The sequence below is a fragment of the Pedococcus bigeumensis genome, assembly GCF_039531795.1.
Classification (GTDB): domain Bacteria; phylum Actinomycetota; class Actinomycetes; order Actinomycetales; family Dermatophilaceae; genus Pedococcus; species Pedococcus bigeumensis.
Genome location: NZ_BAAAQS010000002.1, coordinates 197163 through 213147, shown reverse-complemented (window position 1 = coordinate 213147; position 15985 = coordinate 197163). Strand labels below are relative to the sequence as shown.

General features: G+C 71.9%; 16 protein-coding genes and 1 tRNA gene. 11 read left to right on the top strand and 6 right to left on the bottom strand.

What is annotated here, in order from left to right; genetic code table 11:
* Positions 1–5 precede the first annotated feature (5 nt).
* Positions 6–326: an FmdB family zinc ribbon protein gene (locus ABD262_RS10310; protein WP_344135180.1), complete on the bottom strand. Its 321-nt coding sequence runs from the start codon at positions 324–326 to the stop codon at positions 6–8.
* Positions 327–418: 92 nt separating this feature from the next.
* Positions 419–2092, bottom strand: coding sequence for a potassium/proton antiporter (locus ABD262_RS10305; RefSeq protein ID WP_344135177.1), 1674 nt, complete (start codon positions 2090–2092; stop codon positions 419–421).
* A 47-nt stretch (positions 2093–2139) separates the two neighbouring features.
* Between ABD262_RS10305 and ABD262_RS10300 the strand changes: the two genes are divergently transcribed.
* A complete protein-coding gene (locus ABD262_RS10300; RefSeq protein ID WP_344135174.1) occupies positions 2140–4815 on the top strand; it encodes a penicillin acylase family protein in 2676 nt (891 codons plus the stop codon).
* A gap of 106 nt (positions 4816–4921) precedes the next feature.
* On the opposite strand, the gene ABD262_RS10295 is transcribed toward ABD262_RS10300, so the two are convergent.
* Positions 4922–5530 (bottom strand): 5-formyltetrahydrofolate cyclo-ligase, encoded by a 609-nt coding sequence (locus ABD262_RS10295; RefSeq protein ID WP_344135171.1) that lies wholly within the window; start codon positions 5528–5530, stop codon positions 4922–4924.
* Positions 5531–5559: 29 nt separating this feature from the next.
* Here ABD262_RS10295 and ABD262_RS10290 point away from each other — a divergent pair, with 29 nt between their 5' ends.
* The 7 genes from ABD262_RS10290 (at position 5560) to map (ending at position 11668) form a co-directional block, all read left to right on the top strand.
* Entirely contained in the window at positions 5560–6957 is a 1398-nt protein-coding gene (locus tag ABD262_RS10290; protein ID WP_344135168.1) for a UTP--glucose-1-phosphate uridylyltransferase, read from the top strand.
* Positions 6954–8174, top strand: coding sequence for a molybdotransferase-like divisome protein Glp (gene glp / locus ABD262_RS10285; protein ID WP_344135165.1), 1221 nt, complete (start codon positions 6954–6956; stop codon positions 8172–8174). The genes ABD262_RS10290 and glp overlap by 4 nt, the downstream gene beginning before the upstream one ends.
* Before the next feature lie 149 nt (positions 8175–8323).
* Complete coding sequence (gene moaC, locus ABD262_RS10280) at positions 8324–8755, top strand: cyclic pyranopterin monophosphate synthase MoaC (RefSeq protein WP_425564845.1); 432 nt, start codon at positions 8324–8326, stop codon at positions 8753–8755.
* Positions 8752–9225, top strand: coding sequence for a MogA/MoaB family molybdenum cofactor biosynthesis protein (locus tag ABD262_RS10275; RefSeq protein WP_344135160.1), 474 nt, complete (start codon positions 8752–8754; stop codon positions 9223–9225). Before moaC ends, ABD262_RS10275 begins: the two co-directional genes overlap by 4 nt.
* Positions 9225–9887 carry a GNAT family N-acetyltransferase gene (locus ABD262_RS10270; RefSeq protein WP_344135156.1) on the top strand — a complete coding sequence of 221 codons (663 nt, stop codon included), beginning with the start codon at positions 9225–9227 and terminating at the stop codon, positions 9885–9887. Before ABD262_RS10275 ends, ABD262_RS10270 begins: the two co-directional genes overlap by 1 nt.
* A gap of 10 nt (positions 9888–9897) precedes the next feature.
* A complete protein-coding gene (locus ABD262_RS10265; RefSeq protein ID WP_344135153.1) occupies positions 9898–10887 on the top strand; it encodes a hypothetical protein in 990 nt (329 codons plus the stop codon).
* 4 nt (positions 10888–10891) lie between these two features.
* A complete protein-coding gene (gene map / locus ABD262_RS10260; RefSeq protein WP_344135151.1) occupies positions 10892–11668 on the top strand; it encodes a type I methionyl aminopeptidase in 777 nt (258 codons plus the stop codon).
* Here the strand turns inward: map and ABD262_RS10255 are convergent.
* On the bottom strand, positions 11665–12105 hold the full coding sequence (locus ABD262_RS10255) for a DUF2231 domain-containing protein (protein ID WP_344135148.1): 441 nt from the start codon (positions 12103–12105) through the stop codon (positions 11665–11667). The genes map and ABD262_RS10255 overlap by 4 nt on opposite strands.
* A gap of 116 nt (positions 12106–12221) precedes the next feature.
* Here ABD262_RS10255 and ABD262_RS10250 point away from each other — a divergent pair, with 116 nt between their 5' ends.
* The 3 genes from ABD262_RS10250 (at position 12222) to ABD262_RS10240 (ending at position 13807) form a co-directional block, all read left to right on the top strand.
* Entirely contained in the window at positions 12222–12809 is a 588-nt protein-coding gene (locus ABD262_RS10250; protein ID WP_425564841.1) for a sigma-70 family RNA polymerase sigma factor, read from the top strand.
* Positions 12806–13663, top strand: a complete 858-nt coding sequence (locus ABD262_RS10245) for an anti-sigma factor family protein (RefSeq protein ID WP_344135145.1) — start codon at positions 12806–12808, stop codon at positions 13661–13663. Before ABD262_RS10250 ends, ABD262_RS10245 begins: the two co-directional genes overlap by 4 nt.
* Before the next feature lie 71 nt (positions 13664–13734).
* Positions 13735–13807: transfer RNA gene (locus ABD262_RS10240), tRNA-Ala, on the top strand.
* 239 nt (positions 13808–14046) lie between these two features.
* Here ABD262_RS10240 and ABD262_RS10235 read toward each other — a convergent pair.
* The gene (locus tag ABD262_RS10235) at positions 14047–15039 is read right to left on the bottom strand and encodes an acetylxylan esterase (RefSeq protein WP_344135143.1); all 993 of its coding nucleotides are present in this window, start codon (positions 15037–15039) and stop codon (positions 14047–14049) included.
* Positions 15040–15097: 58 nt separating this feature from the next.
* The gene (locus ABD262_RS10230) at positions 15098–15838 is read right to left on the bottom strand and encodes a FadR/GntR family transcriptional regulator (RefSeq protein WP_344135140.1); all 741 of its coding nucleotides are present in this window, start codon (positions 15836–15838) and stop codon (positions 15098–15100) included.
* Between the last annotated feature and the right edge of the window lie 147 nt (positions 15839–15985).

Here is a 15985-nt window from a genome sequence, read left to right as displayed (position 1 = left end):
AGGCGTCAGGCGGCCGAGCCGTCGGCCTTGGCCGAGGTCGACTTCGCCGGGGTGGACGAGCCGGAGCCAGAGGAGCTCGACGAGCTCGAGGAAGCCGAGGAGGACGACGAGTCGCTCGAGCTGGCGGCCGGCACCGAGGAGGACGAGCCGCTGCGTGAGTCGGTGCGGTAGAAGCCGCCACCCTTGAAGACGACGCCCACGGCGTTGAAGACCTTGCGCAGCCGGCCCTCGCACTCGGGGCAGACCGTCAGGGAGTCGTCGCTGAACGACTGCACCGCGTCGAAGCGGTGGTCGCACTCCGTGCAGGCGTAGGAGTACGTCGGCACTGTTCCTCCAAAGGGCGTCCTGGCCGGCACACACCGTCGGCGTGGGCTGGCACTGTCATGGTTCGACTGCTAACTATAAGGCCGCGCGGGGGCTACTTCTTCCCTCCGGCGCCCTGACGGCGACCGCCGCCGGCCTCGCGCAACCGGGCCCCGGCGTCCCGCAGGCGTGCACCGCGGCCTCGCACCTGAGCGGGATGGTCGATCCAGCCCGCCAGCCGACCGTGCTCGCTGACCGACCTGACCCGCTTCTCGGCGAGGGGTTTCACCTCGGCCGTGGACACGATGAGCAGCTGGTCGCCGCGCCGCAGCACCGTGTTGTTGCCGGGCACGAAGCCCTTGCCCCCACGCACGACCAGGGTGACGTTCGCGCCCTCGGGCAGCCGGAGCTCGAAGACCTCGACGCCGTGCAGCTTCGACGCCGGGCCCACCGTGACCTGCATGAGCTCGGCCTGCAGCTCCTCCAGGGGCGTGGCCTCCACCGCGAGGTCGAGGCTGCGGTAGTCCTCGACGATGCCGAGCCGCCCGGCCACCCAGGGCAGGGTCGGCGCCTGCACCAGCGTGAAGATCACGACGAGCACGAAGACCAGCTCGAAGATCCAGCTGACGTTGCGGGCTCCCACGGTGAGGGGGACGGTCGCCAACACGACCGGCACGGCACCCCGCAGGCCGGCCCACGACAGGAACACCTGGTCACGCCAGCCGAGCCGAAAGGGCGAGACCGAGACCAGCACCGACAGGGGTCGCGCGAAGAGCAGCAGGACCAGCCCGATCACGATGGCCGGGAGGATCTGGCTGCCCATCTTGGAGGGTGAGGCGAGCAGCCCGAGCAGCACGAACAGCCCGATCTGGGCCAGCCACCCCAGCGCCGTGGAGAGGCCGAGCACGGCCGGGCCGTGGGGCAGCTTGAGGTTGCCCAGCACCAGGGCCGCCAGGTAGCAGGCGATGAACCCGCTGGCGTGCACGCTGGCCGCCGCGGCATACGCGAGGACGGTGAGGGCCACCACCCCGATGCTGAACAGACCCGACGAACCGGAGGCGGCCCGTCGCATGAACTGGCCGCCCGCCCACCCCACGGCCAGGCCGATCGCGGCGCCGGCGCCGAGCTCGGCGACCGCCTTGAGCGCCAGGGTGAACCAGCCCTCGGCATCCGCCGGGTTGGCCGACCGTGCGGCGAGGGCGGTCACGAGGATGACCACCGGTGCGTCGTTGAACCCCGACTCGGCCTCGAGCATCCCGGTGATCCGCCGGGGGAGCGGCACCCTGCGCAGCACCGAGAAGACCGCTGCGGCATCGGTCGAGGAGAGGATCGCGCCGACGAGCAGCGCGGTGTTCCAGTCGAGGTGCAGGACGAAGCGCGCGGCCAGCGCGACCACGGCGACCGACACGATGACCCCGACGGTCGACAGGACGGCGGCCGGCCCGACCGAGCGACGGATGCCCTCCCACCTCGTGCTGAGACCGCCCTCGCTGAGGATGAGGATGAGCGCGGCGTAGCCGAGCACCTGGGTCAGCTCGTTGGAGTCGAACCGGATCTGGAGGAACGGGCCGGCCTCGCCGATGGCCAGCCCGATGCCGAGGTAGATCAGCAGGGAGGGCAGTCCCGACTTCAGGGACAGTCGCACCGCGGCGACCGAGACCAGCAGCACCAGCGAGCCGATCAGCAGCGCCGGCGTGAGCTCGTGGAGCGTGAACGCGCCGGACGACCCGGCCCGGGGGAGGCCGCCCACGAGGTCGGCGACCACACCCGGGGGGTTCGCAGCGCGCACGGCCCGTCACGTCCTTTCCCTTGGTGTGGTGCGGATAGTCTCGCAGGGTGTCTCGCGCCATTCTCGCCCGCCGCATCGCTGTGGCCGTGGCAGCTCTGCTCGTCGTCGTCCTCGGGATTGTCGCGGTTCTCGCGGTCACCTGGGTCCGCCGTCCGTTCCCGACGACCGCGGGCGAGCTCCAGCTGCCGGGCCTGTCGGGCAAGGTCAGCGTCCTGCGCGACGACCGGGGGATCCCGCAGATCTACGCCGACAGCGCCGACGACCTGTTCAAGGCGGAGGGCTTCGTGCACGCCCAGGACAGGTTCTTCGAGATGGACCTGCGCCGCCACATCACCGCCGGGCGCCTGTCCGAGCTGGTCGGCAAGGGCGGCCTCGAGACCGACCGGGTGATCCGCACGCTGGGCTGGCGCCGGGTCGCCGAGGCCGAGCTGCCGACCCTCAAGCCCGAGACGCGCCGCTACCTGCAGGCCTACGCCGACGGCGTCAACGCCTACATCAAGCAGCAGGGCGACCCGGCCAAGATGTCGCTCGAGTACGTCGTGCTGGGCCAGAAGGTCACGGACTACCGCGTCGAGGAGTGGACCCCGGCCGACTCCCTCGCCTGGCTCAAGGCGATGGCCTGGGACCTGCGTGGCGACTACAGCGCCGAGCTGATGCGGGCGCGGCTGGCCGGCTCGATGTCGATCAACCAGATCAACGAGCTCTTCCCGCCCTACGACTACGGCGCGAACAAGCCGATCCTCTCCGGCCAGGACTGGTCGCCGCTCACCTCCTCCTCCGGCACCTCGGCCAACTCGGCCGTCCCCGGGGCCGTGTCCGGCGCCAAGCGGGCCAAGGGCGCCACGGCGAGCGCCGAGGTCAACGGCGCGCTCGCCGCCGAGACCGCTCCGGGCGCCGAGCGCGCGTATGCCGTGGTGCAGCGTGCGCTGGACGCCGTCCCCGTCACGATGGGTCGCGGCGACGGGATCGGCTCGAACTCCTGGGTCGTGGGTGGCAACCGCACGAGCACGGGCAAGCCCCTGCTGGCCAACGACCCGCACCTCGGCGTCTCGGTCCCGGGCATCTGGTACCAGGTCGGGCTGCACTGCCGGTCGGTCGGCAGCTCCTGCCCGTTCGACGTGGCGGGCTACTCGTTCTCCGGCCTCCCGGGGGTCGTCATCGGCCACAACCAGTCGATCGCGTGGGGCTTCACCAACCTCGGCCCCGACGTCAGCGACTTCTTCCTCGAGCAGGTGCGGGGCAAGACCTACCTGCGCGACGGCAAGCAGGTGCCGCTGACGATGCGCACCGAGACGATCAAGATCGGCGGTGGTGGGGGAGAGCAGACCATCACGGTCCGCAGCACCGTCCACGGCCCGATCCTGTCCGACGCCATCGAGAACGTCGCCTCGGCCGGTGACCGACCACCCGTCAACGGCCGCCCGAGCGCCGGCTCCTACGAGGTCGCGCTCCAGTGGACCGGCATCGAGGTGACGCAGACCGCCGACGCCATCTTCGGGCTGAACACCGCCCAGAACTTCGAGCAGTTCCGCGCCGCAGCCAAGGACTTCGCGGTGCCGTCGCAGAACCTGCTCTACGCCGACACGGCCGGCAACATCGGCTACCAGGCGCCGGGGCGCATCCCGATCCGCAGCCGGTACATGGAGGCCGCCCCCGGCTTCTGGATCCGCCCGGGCTGGGTCTCCTCCTGGGACTGGAAGGGGTACGTGCCGTTCGACCAGATGCCGCACACCTACAACCCGCCCGAGGGCTTCATCGTCGCGGCCAACCAGGCCGTGACCGAGAGCGGGACGCCGTTCCTCACCACCGAGTGGGACTACGGCTACCGCAGCCAGCGGATCAGGTCGCTGGTCGAGCGCGACACCAAGATCACGCCGGCGATGATGTCGCAGATCCAGGGCGACACCCGCAGCCAGTTCGCCCCCACCCTGGTCAAGGCGCTGCTCAAGGTCGACCTCGGCAACGACGACTTCACCAAGCAGGCGCAGGACCTGCTGCGTGGCTGGGACTACACCAACCCGGTCGGTGCCAGCGAGTCCGGCGCAGCGGCCGCCTACTACAACGCGGTGTGGGCCAACCTGCTCAACCTGACCTTCAACGACGAGCTCCCCAAGGACCTGCGCGCCGACGGTGGCGACCAGTGGATGCGGGCCATGACGGTGCTGCTCAGCAAGCAGGGATCCCCGTGGTGGGACGACAAGCGCACCCCGGGCGTGGCCGAGGGCCAGTCGGAGATCCTCCGCAAGGCCCTCGTGGCCGCGCGGCTCCAGCTGACCAAGGAGCTCGGCAAGGACGCCTCCGACTGGCAGTGGGGACAGCTGCACCAGCTCACCCTGACCCACCAGGTGCTGGGCGGAAACGACGTGCCCGGCATCGTGGCCAAGCTCTTCAACCGCGGGCCGATCAACATGCCCGGCGGCTCGGCGATCGTGAACGCCAACGGCTGGGACGCGAGCGTCGGGCTCGACGACGAGGACTCCGACAAGGCCTTCGACGTCGACTGGGCGCCGTCCATGCGGATGGTGGTCGACCTCTCGAACCTCGACAGGTCGCGGTGGGTCAACCAGACCGGCAACAGCGGTCACGCCTACAACGAGCACTACGTCGACCAGACCGACGCCTGGGTGAACAACGAGCTCTACGACTGGCCGTTCACCGAGAAGGCGGTCCGCGACGCTGGCGGCGACGAGCTCACCCTCGTGCCCGGCGGCTCGACCGGCTGACCCGCTCGTCGGAGCAGCGCCGTTCGTTCGGAAGATCCCCCCGACCAGGACCCGGCGGATCCTCCGAACTAGCGCTGGACCGGCCGCGCCCGCCTCACGGCGCCGGTCACGGAGTCTGCGGTCGGCCCAGATCGATGACACCCAGGTCAGCAGCGATCGCCGCGTCCACCGCGCGGTCGTGGTCCTCGTGCGGCAGCTCCTCGTCGAGCACCTCCCACGGGTGGACCACGGCGACGACGACGGCGTCGGTGCGGGGGAGCGCCCGGTCGTAGCAGCCCTTGCCACGGCCGATCCGCGTGCCGGAGCGGTCCACCCCGTGCGCCGGCACGAAGACCACCTTGGCCTGGGCGACCGCCGCCACCCCGAGCAGCTCGCCTCGACCCTCCCCGAGCAGCTCGCCTCGCAGCTCGCCGGGCGCATCCCCGGCCGCGCGGACCTCACGCCAGTCCAGGTCCCAGTCCTCGAGCGTCACCGGCACCATGACCCGTATGCCGCGGGCCACGAACGCTGCCACCAGCGCCTCGGTGGGTGGTTCCAGGGGGGTCGCCTCGTAGGCGGCGACCCAGTCGCCGGGGGCCAGCCCCGCGGCATACGCCACCTCGAGGGCGGCGAGCTCGAGCTCGGCGCCGTCCCTGTCGCGGTCGCGCCCGGGGACCCGCTCGCGCCGCAGCTCGCGCAGTCGCTGTCGCACGGCGGTCTTGTCGGTCGCGGGCATGCCCAGATCGTCCCACTAGGCTGCCGCACATGAGCAAGGACGGGCTGGCGCAGGCGGTCGAGCGGATGACGGAGCGGGGGGTGGACCCCCTCGCGGTGCACGTCTTCGAGGACGCGTACGCCCAGCTCGAGGCGGGCAACACCGGGCTCATCCCGGAGTCCGACATCGAACCGCTGACCGACGTGCCCCGGCTCGAGGACCTCCGCAGCGATGCCGAGGAGCAGGCCCGGGCGCTGGCCCACACCGCGGTCGTGAAGCTCAACGGCGGCCTCGGCACCAGCATGGGCCTCTCGGGTCCGAAGTCGGTGCTGGAGGTCCGCGACGGGCTGACCTTCCTCGACGTCGTGGCCCGGCAGGTGCTGGCGCTGCGGGAGCGCCACGGGGTGTCCGTGCCACTGGTGCTGATGAACTCGTTCCGCACCCGCGACCAGTCGCTGGAGGTGCTGGCCGGCTATGCCGACCTCGAGGTCGACGGGCTGCCGCTCGACTTCCTCCAGAACGCCGAGCCCAAGCTGCGCGCCGACGACCTCACGCCGGTGTCGTGGCCGGATGACCCCGACCTCGAGTGGTGCCCTCCCGGCCACGGTGACGTCTACGTCGCGCTCGCGGCCAGCGGCGTGCTGCAGGCGTTGCGCGACAAGGGGTTCCGCTACGCGTTCCTCTCCAACTCCGACAACCTCGGCGCCACCTGCGACCCGGCGATCCCGGCCTGGATGGCCCGCGAGTCGATCACCTACGTGTCCGAGGTCTGCGAGCGCACGGTCAACGACCGCAAGGGCGGCCACCTGGCGGTCCGCCGCAGGGACGGCCGGGTGGTCCTGCGCGAGCGGGCCATGGTGGCGCCCGAGGACGAGCAGTACTTCGAGGACACCGACCGGCACTCGCTCTTCCACGCCAACAACCTGTGGGTCGACCTCGACGCGTTGCAGGAGCACCTCGAGGCCCGCGACGGCGTCCTCGGGCTGCCGATCATCGTCAACCACAAGACCGTCGACCCCAGCCGCCCGGACTCGACTCCCGTGATCCAGGTCGAGTCGGCCATGGGCACGGCGATCGAGGTGTTCGACGGGTCGCGGGCGCTGCACGTGCCGCGGCGCCGGTTCCGGCCGGTCAAGACCACGAACGAGCTGCTGCTGCTGCGCTCCGACCTCTACGGTTTCGGAGACGGTCACGAGGTCGTCGCGCAGACCGACCGGCGTGACCCCCGCGTCGACCTCGACGAGCACTACACGCTGATCGACGACTTCGACGCGCGGTTCCCGCAGGAGGCGCCCTCGCTCGTCGAGTGCACGTCGCTGGTGGTGCGCGGCGACGTGACCTTCGGAGCCGGCATCCGCTGCGTCGGCGACGTCCTGGTCGACACGAGCGAGCCGCTGAGCATCCCTGACGGTGCGACTCTGACGGCAGAGGAGATGGCGACCCCGTGATCAGCGTCGAGCAGCACCTCGAGCGGATCCTCGCGACGGTCAAGGTGATCCCGCCCTTCGACCTCGGCGTCCTCGACGCCCAGGGTTGTGTCCTGGCGGTCGACGTGCAGGCGCGTGGCTCGCTGCCCGGCTTCACCAACTCCGCCATGGACGGGTATGCCGTGCACGCCGCCGACGTGACGACGGCCAGCCCCGACTCGCCCGTGGTGCTCCCGGTGGTCAACGACATCGCGGCTGGCAACACCAAGGCGCTCTCGCTCGCGACCGGCCAGACGATGCGGATCATGACCGGGGCACCGATGCCCCACGGGGCCGACGCCGTCGTCCCTGTCGAGGCGACCGACGGCGGTGTCGTGAAGGTCGAGATCCGCGAGAGCCGTGGCGTCGGGGCGCACGTCCGCGAGGTCGGCGAGGACGTCGAGGCCGGCAACGTCGTGCTGCGACGCGGCACGCTGCTCGGCCCCGGTCAGATCGCGCTGCTCGCGGCGGCCGGCATCTCGCGGGTGCGGGTCGTCCCCCGGCCGCGGGTGGTCGTGGTCTCGACCGGCGACGAGCTCGTCGAGGTCGGCCGGACCCCGGGCTTCGGCCAGATCGTCGACTCCAACTCGGTGATGCTGACGGCCGCCGTGACGGCCGTCGGCGCCACCCCGTTCAGGGTGGGTGGTGTGCCGGACGACGCCCGCACGCTGCTGGACACCCTCGAGGGCCAGCTCGTCCGTGCCGACGTGATCATCACGACCGGCGGGGTGTCGATGGGTGCCTTCGACACGGTCAAGGAGGTGCTGTCCCGGGTCGGGACGGTGCAGTTCGACAAGGTCGCCATGCGACCGGGGATGCCCCAGGGCTTCGGCGTGCTCGGCGAGGACAAGGTGCCGGTGTTCACCCTCCCCGGCAACCCGGTCAGCGCCCTCGTCTCGTTCCACGTCTTCGTCGCGCCGGCCCTGCGGGCGATGGCCGGCCGGCCGGAGCCGTCCTACCCGCCCGGCTACGTCCCCGCCGTCGCCGCCGAGCCGTTCAGGTCGGTGCCGGGGAAGATGGAGTTCGTGCGGGTGGTGCTCGACGACGACCGCGCCCGGCTCGCCGGTGGCCAGGGCTCGCACATGCTGGGCGCCCTCGCGGCCGCCGACGCGTTGGCGGTCATCCCCGCCGACGTCTCCGAGGTGGCCGCCGGCGACGAGCTGCTGTGCCTGCCGCTGCTCGGGAGGGAGGGCCAGTGACCCCTCAACAGCACGTGACCCCTGAACAGCACGTGACCCCTGAGCAGCACGTGACCCCCGAACCGCCAGTGACCTCGGAACCGCCTGTGACCGTCGCCGCCGAGCGCGGGCCGGGCCTCACCCACGTGCGCGCCGACGGCACCGCCCACATGGTCGACGTATCGGCCAAGGCGGTCACCGCCCGGCAGGCCTCCGCCGCGGGGCGGGTGCTGCTCTCGACCGCTGCGGTTGCTGCCCTGCGCGATGGCACCGTCCCCAAGGGGGATGCGCTCGCGGTCGCCCGCATCGCCGGGATCCAGGCGGTCAAGCGGACCCCGGAGCTGATCCCGCTGGCCCATCCGGTGGCCGTGCACGCGGTCGCGGTCGACCTGGTCGTCGCCGACGACGGCGTCGACATCGTGGCGACGGTGCGGACCGCCGACCGCACCGGCATCGAGATGGAGGCCCTGACGGCGGTGTCGGTCGCGGCGCTCGCGCTCATCGACATGGTCAAGGCGGTCGACAAGCACGCCCGCATCACCGACGTCCGGGTGACGGCCAAGTCGGGCGGTCGCTCGGGCGACTGGGTGGAGCAGCCGTGAGCCGGGCGGTCGTCATCACCTGCTCGACGCGTGCGGCTGGGGGCGTCTACCCCGACCGCGGCGGGCCTCTGATCGTCGACACCCTGCGGCAGTGGGGGTTCGAGGTGGGCGACCCGCTGGTCGTGCCCGACGGCCCCGAGGTGGGCGAAGCGCTCGAGGCGGCTCTGGCCACGGTCCCCGACCTGGTCGTGACGACCGGGGGCACCGGCCTCTCACCCACAGACCGCACCCCCGAGGCGACTCGCGCGGTGCTCGACCGCGAGGTCCCCGGGCTGGCCGAGGCGATCCGCGGCGCCGGGCTCGCGGCCGGTGTGCCGACCGCCGCCCTCTCCCGCGGGCTGGTCGGGATCGCCGGCGCGACCCTCGTGGTCAACCTGCCCGGGTCGACCGGCGGCGTCCGTGACGGGCTGGGGGTGCTGGAGGCGGTCCTGCCCCACGCGCTCTCGCAGATTCGCGGCGGCGACCACTGATGGCCACCTGGCCCGTCGTGCTCCGGGGCGAGACCCCGGGCGGGGAGCAGCTGGTGCTCGACCCGCTGCGTCGGCGCGACCGGGCGGAGTGGGTCGAGGTCCGCAGCCGCAACCGGCACTGGCTGGGCCCGTGGGACGCGACGTCACCGGAGCGTGAGGCGACCTACGTCTCCTTCCCCGCCCTCGTCCGGCACTACCGGGCCGAGGCCAAGGCGGGGCGGATGCGGCCCTTCGTCATCCGGCTGGACGGCCGGATCGTCGGGCAGATGGTGCTCTTCGGCATCTCCTACGGGTCGCTGCTGTCCGTGGCGGCCGGCTACTGGGTCGACGAGGCGGTCGCGGGGCGTGGCATCGCACCCACCGCCCTGGCGCTCGCGGGCGACCACGCGCTCGGGTCGATGGGGCTGCACCGGATCGAGGTCAACATCCGTCCGGAGAACACCAACAGCCTCGCCGTGGTGCGCAAGCTGGGCTTCCGCGACGAAGGGGTGCGGGCGGCATACCTGCACATCGACGGCGCCTGGCGCGACCACCGGACGTTCGCGCTGACGACCGAGGACCTCGGGGGCAGATCGCTGCTCGAGCGAATGCACACCAATCACACCAGCCACATTGGCGACACACCGCCCCACGTCCCCGGCGCACCGACCCACGACACCTAACGTCGTATCCGTGCAGCCCAGCAGTCTCGTCTTCCTCGTCATCATCGCGGTCTGGGCTGCCTATTTCGTGCAGTACTGGGTCCGGCGCCGCGAGCACCTCGCCACCGCGCGCTCGGTCGACCAGTTCTCCGAGTCGATGCGCGTCCTCGAGCGCCGCAGCCCGCTGCCGGCGTCGAACCTCTCGACGCCCCAGCCCCGTTCGTATGCCGTGACCCCGGCTCGCGTCGCGCGACCGCAGGTGCTCGTCAAGCGCGCCGAGACGTCGCCGGCCGTGCCGGCCAGCGCGCCGACCGCGCCACTCGTCGAGGACGAGGCGACCGCACCCCGGGTGCACGCCAGGGCCCGGCAGACCCGGGCCGTGATCATGCTGGGCGCCCTGGCCACCGTCGTCGTGGTGGGCGCGCTCGTCGCCCTCTCGCTCGTGCCGGTCTCCGTCGTCGCCGTCCCCGTCGTGGCCGTGGGCGGTGCCCTCTCCTGGTCGCGCGCCGACGCCCAGGCCCAGCGCCGCGCCCGCCTCGCGGCCCGCCAGGCAAGCCGACGGGCCAGCCAGCCGCGTCCGGTCGCCGAGCGCGAGGTGGCCGCTGCTGGGCGACGTCCCGTCGAGACCGACACCCACGCCGTGCCTGCCGAGTCTGCGGAGACGATCGTGCCGTCCGCTCCCGCCGCTGCCGAGGCGGAGCTCGCCGACGAGGTGCCCACCTCGGCGCCGGTCCCCGTGCGGGGCGAGCTCTACGACGTGCAGGCCGTCGAGACCAGCCTCCGTCAGCCGGTTTCCCCTGCTGCCGCGCCGGCCGCCGCCCCCGCCGTCCCGGCCCGCCCGCTCGTGGACGACGACGACATCCCGCTGACCTGGGACCCGGTGCCGGTGCCCCGCCCGACCTACACGATGAAGGCGCGGGTCACCCGTCCCGCCCCGACCTCCGCGGACCTGGTCGGCGACGCCGACACCGAGTACGCGGCATACGACGAGGCTCCTGAGCGACGCGTCGCCGGCGCCTGACGGCATGATCGAGATCCTGAGCTCCGCCGAGCTGGCGCGGGCCAGGGAGACCGGCTCACTGGTCGCCGACATCCTGCAGACGGTGAAGAGCCGGGCCGCGGTCGGCACCAACCTCCTCGACATCGACCGCTGGACCAAGGACCTGATCGGCGCGGCCGGGGCGCAGTCCTGCTACGTCGACTACGAGCCGTCGTTCGGCCGCGGGCCGTTCGGTCACTACATCTGCACGTCGGTCAACGACGCGGTGCTGCACGGCCTGCCCCACGACTACGCGCTGGCCGACGGCGACCTGCTGACCCTCGACCTCGCCGTCCTGAAGGACGGGGTGGCCGCCGACTCGGCGATCAGCTTCGTCGTGGGGGAGTCGAGCCAGCCCGAGAGCCTCGCCCTGATCGAGACCACCCGACGCGCGCTGGCCGCCGGGATCGCGGCCGCCCGGCCCGGCGCCCGCATCGGCGACCTGTCACACGCCATCGGCACGGTCCTCACCCAGGCGGGCTACCGGGTCAACACCCAGTTCGGCGGTCACGGGATCGGGTCGACCATGCACCAGGACCCGCACGTGTCGAACGCCGGACGCCCCGGCCGGGGCTTCGTGCTGCAGCCCGGGCTGCTGCTCGCCCTCGAGCCGTGGATCATGGCCGACACCGACCAGCTCGTCACCGACGACGACGGGTGGACCCTGCGGAGCGCGACCGGCTGCCGCACGGCGCACAGCGAGCACACCATCGCCATCACGGACGACGGCGCCGAGATCCTCACCCTGCCGACGGCGTCCTAGCGGTTGCCCCAGACGGCTCGGGCGCCCGAGTCGCCGGTGAGCGCGACGATGGTGGCGGTGCCGATCGCGCTCACGACCACGAGCACCGAGAGCACCAGTCGCAGGCCGGTGGTCGCCGCGTCGCGGCGCAGGTAGAGCCACTGGGCGACGGTGGTCACGGCCAGCGCGGCGGCCCAGGGCAGCACCATGCCGCCAAAGCCCACGTGCTTGTCGATGAACGGCGGGTTGCCGAGCCTGGTGGCGAGGTCGTGCCCGGCGCGGGTGGTCACCGGCACGGCGAGCGCGCCGACCACGGCTCCCAGGGGGACGAGGAAGGTCAGCTTGCGCTGGGCGGCCGGCCACGCGCTCACGACGATGGCGGCCACGGCGGTCAGCGGAAGCAGCACGACGACGAGGTGCACCAGCAGGACGTGCGCGGGAAGCCCGTTGATCTCCATGTCGCAGGAACGTAGCCGAGCTCGCTGGGGTTCACCTGCCATCTCGCGTCGCGCTGAACCCCGGGGTGTCGTGTCTCGTCCTTTACGGAGACTTCCCCGACCGGGGAGGATCGGTCGTGTCGAGGGTGGTCGTGTTGACGGCGGTCGTGTCGAGGGCCGACGTGTCGACGGCCGAGGTCGAAGGAGTGGGTGTGGCGACGAGCCAGCGGGAAGCGGCCCTCCAGGGCCTGCACGACCGCCATGCCGCGGAGCTGTGGCGGTTCGCGCTGCGGCTGACCCGCGACCCGCAGGTCGCCGAGGACATCGTGCAGGAGTCGCTGCTGCGCGCCTGGCGTGATCCGGCGCTGGGCACCCGCTCCGAGCCCCAGGCTCGAGCCTGGCTGTTCACCGTCGTGCGCAACCTCGTCGTCGACCGCTGGCGCAGCGCCGCGTCGCGGCACGAGGTGGCCGGCATCGACTTCGTCGAGGCGGGGGTCGGTGACCGGTCGGGCGAGGTCCTGGACCGGTGGCTGATCGCCGACGCGCTGGCATCGGTGTCACGTGAGCACCGGCAGGTCATTGCCGCTGCCTACTACGAAGGGAGAACGGTGGCCGAGATCGCCGCGGAGCTGAGGGTGCCCGAGGGGACCGTGAAGTCGCGGCTCCACTACGGGCTGCGCAGCCTGCGCCTCGTCCTGCAGGAGAAGGGGGTGACCAGCCCGTGAGCACCATCGACGACTACGCCGACTGGGACGCCGCCTACGTGCTCGGGGCCCTGCCGGTCGCCGAGCGGCGCGAGTACGAGTCCCACCTCGCCGGCTGCGCCGCCTGCCGGGCTGCCGTCGCCGAGCTGGCCGGCATGCCGGGCCTGCTCGCCCAGCTCCCGCCGGGGGAGGTGCTCGCGATGGATCTCGACGGGGGCGCCGACCTGCAGCCACCAGCCTCGCTGATGCCCGTGCTGCCCGGGGCGCCCGTCGCTTCCCCGCAGCGACGCAGCCACTGGCTGGCACCGCTGGCCGCGGCCGCCGCCGCGCTCCTCATCGGAGGCGTCGGTGGGTATGCCGCGTCGTCAGCCGGGCGCGACGGGTCACCGATCTCGGGGACCACCGCGACGGCCGGCGGGACCGGTGGCAACGGCTCGGTCGCTCCCGGGCGGTTGGCGTTCACGGCGGTCGAGCCGTCGCTGATGACCGCCGTCGTCGACGTGGTGCCGATCGCGAACGGGACCGAGCTGCGGGTGGAGTGCCAGTACGCCCGACAGACGGGTGCGCCCCCGACGTGGCCGTCCGCGTCGACCACGACCCGACCCGCCGGCGGGACCGGGACGGGCGGCTCGGGCGGCCCGGGTGCGGGCTCGGGGGCGGGCGGCTCGGGAGCGGGCGGCGACTACCGGATCGACTACGCCATCTGGGTCGTCGACCGCGCCGGCCGGGCCACCCGGCTGCGCGACTGGACCGCCCGCCCGGACCGGATCATGCACCCGGTCGGGGTCTCGGCCCTGCCCGTGGCGCAGATCGCCTCCGTCGAGATCCGCCAGGTCGACGACGGCCACACCGTGATGCGGGCCAGCCTGACCTGAGCCTCCAAGGAAGCGGCTGGCACCGTTTTCCGTCGGGCCCGGTGCTGGTGTTATTGTTTCGTCCGCATCAAGGGGCTGTGGCGCAGTTGGTAGCGCGTCTCGTTCGCAATGAGAAGGCCAGGGGTTCGAATCCCCTCAGCTCCACGCAATGACACCCTGTCTGACCTGCGGAAACGTCGCAGGCTGGACAGGGTGTCTTGCTATGTGACCATTCGGCTTGTGCCCCCATCGCACCCCGAGCTCACGCATGCACTCCATGCACCCGATTGCGCGTCTCAGTCCGGCCGCGGTTCGATGTTGTGGCCCAAAGCCCTCCGACCAGGGGGCACTGAGTGGCATTGGGATCTGACCTGTCCACGTTGGTCGCAATTGCGCCCGACCAGCTACTCGTTGCCCACCACGGCGAACTGCTCCTGCAGCCATTGGATCTGGCGCAGGTCGTGGTGCTCGCCGCCGCCCTCGTGCTTGTTGTAGGTGTAGACCTCGATTTCCTTGGGTCCGGCGTAGTGGTTGTAGGCCGCGTAGACCGTCGACGGTGGGCAGATGTCGTCCATCAGCGCGACGGAGAAGAGCGCGGGAGCGGTGCCGTGGGCGGCCAGGGTCATGCCGTCGAAGTACGCCAGGGTCTCGAAGGCTCGGCTGACCTCGGTTTTGCGGGTGCGGGCGAACTCCAGGAGCTCGGCGTACGGGCGGGACTCGGTGATCTCGATGGCCCGCTCGACGTGGCAGAGGAACGGGACGTTGACGAGGGCGGCGGCGACACCGTCGGCGAGGGCGGCTGCCGCGAGGGCGATGGCGCCACCCTGGCTGGTGCCCTGCACCGCGACGCGCTCGCGGTCGGCACCCGGCAGCGACCGGGCTACGTCGACGGCGAGGACCGAGTCGGTGAAGACGCGGCGGTAGTAGTAGTCGTCTGGGCTCGAGATCCCTTTGGTGAGAAAGCCTTCCACATGTGGTGACGCGGACCCGCCGTCGTCGCCGGTGCTCCCGGCGCGGCGTGCCCGGGCGCCCTGGCCGCGGGTGTCCATGACGAGGACGGCGAAGCCGGCGGCAGGCCAGACCAGCCAGTCCAGCGGGGTGCCGCGACCGTCGCCGTACCCCAGGAACTGGACCACCACGGGCCACCCACCCACCGGCGCCACGCCGGCAGGCCTGACCCACCAGCCGTGCACCCGCTGGCCACCGAACCCGGCGAACGACACGTCCAGGGCGTCCACAAGCGGCAGGTGCGCGGCATACGGCAGCGTCTCCACAGCGCGGTCAACACTCCTGGCCTCCGCCAACGTGCGCCGCCAGAAGTCGCCGAAGTCGGCGGGCTCACGGCGCTCGGGGAGGTACCGCTCGAGCTCGCCGCGGGACAGGTCGAAAAGGGGCACATCGTCTCCTTGCCGATCAGGCAGTTGGTATGCCGGGTGGTCCGTCAGTCTCGCTGGCTCAGGACGCCCGCGCGGCCTTGGCGGCCTGGATGAGCCCTCGGACCGGCGCGTAGTGGGCTGCCACGGCCGCCTGGAGGGTCGCGGTGTCGCGGGTCTCGGCGGCGTCGACGATGGCGACGTGGAGACGGGCGGTCTCCTTGAGGTCCGGGGGGCTCTGCCCCAGCGAGGGCGCGACGATCGCCTGGACCTCCCAGAACGCGCCGGTGAGCTGCTCGATGAGGTCGTTGGCGAGCGGCTGCATCAGCGTCAGGTGGAACTCGCGGTCCAGCTCGAGGAAGTCGTCGCCGCGGGCAGCCGCGTCAGTCATCCCCGTGGTCAAGGCACGCAGCGCCTCAAGCTGGTCTGCGTCGAGACCCGCCGTGATCTGCGCTGCAAGCCCCTGCTCGAGAGTCTGCCGGACCTCGACGACCTGTTCGAGGACGTGGTGATCTGCCTCGCCGCTGAGCAGCCCGCGGAAGGCGAGGCTCTCGACCAGCGCGGCCAGCGACATCCCCCCGACATAGGTCCCGTGCCCATGCCGCACCTCGACGATGTCGAGGGCGCTGAGCGTCTTGACGGCCTCGCGGACGCTGCTGCGGCTGGCGCCGACGGCGTCGCACAGCTCGGCCTCAGTGGGTAGGAGGTCGCCCGGCTTGAGCTGGTTGCGCAGGATGTACTCCTTGATGCCCGCCACCACCTCCTGGCGTCGCGGGCCGGATCGCACAGCAATGCGCAGCTGCGGGGTATCAGTTTTCGCCATGCCCTTGCCCTTCCGTCGTGTGTCTGTCACTCTCACCCTATCGGTAATCAGACATCAGACGTCAGAGGTCCGGTAAAAATTGTTGGAGATTGACCCCCGCAGCGCTGCAGCGGTCACGGCTAGCGCATGGAATGCCATGGAGGCACA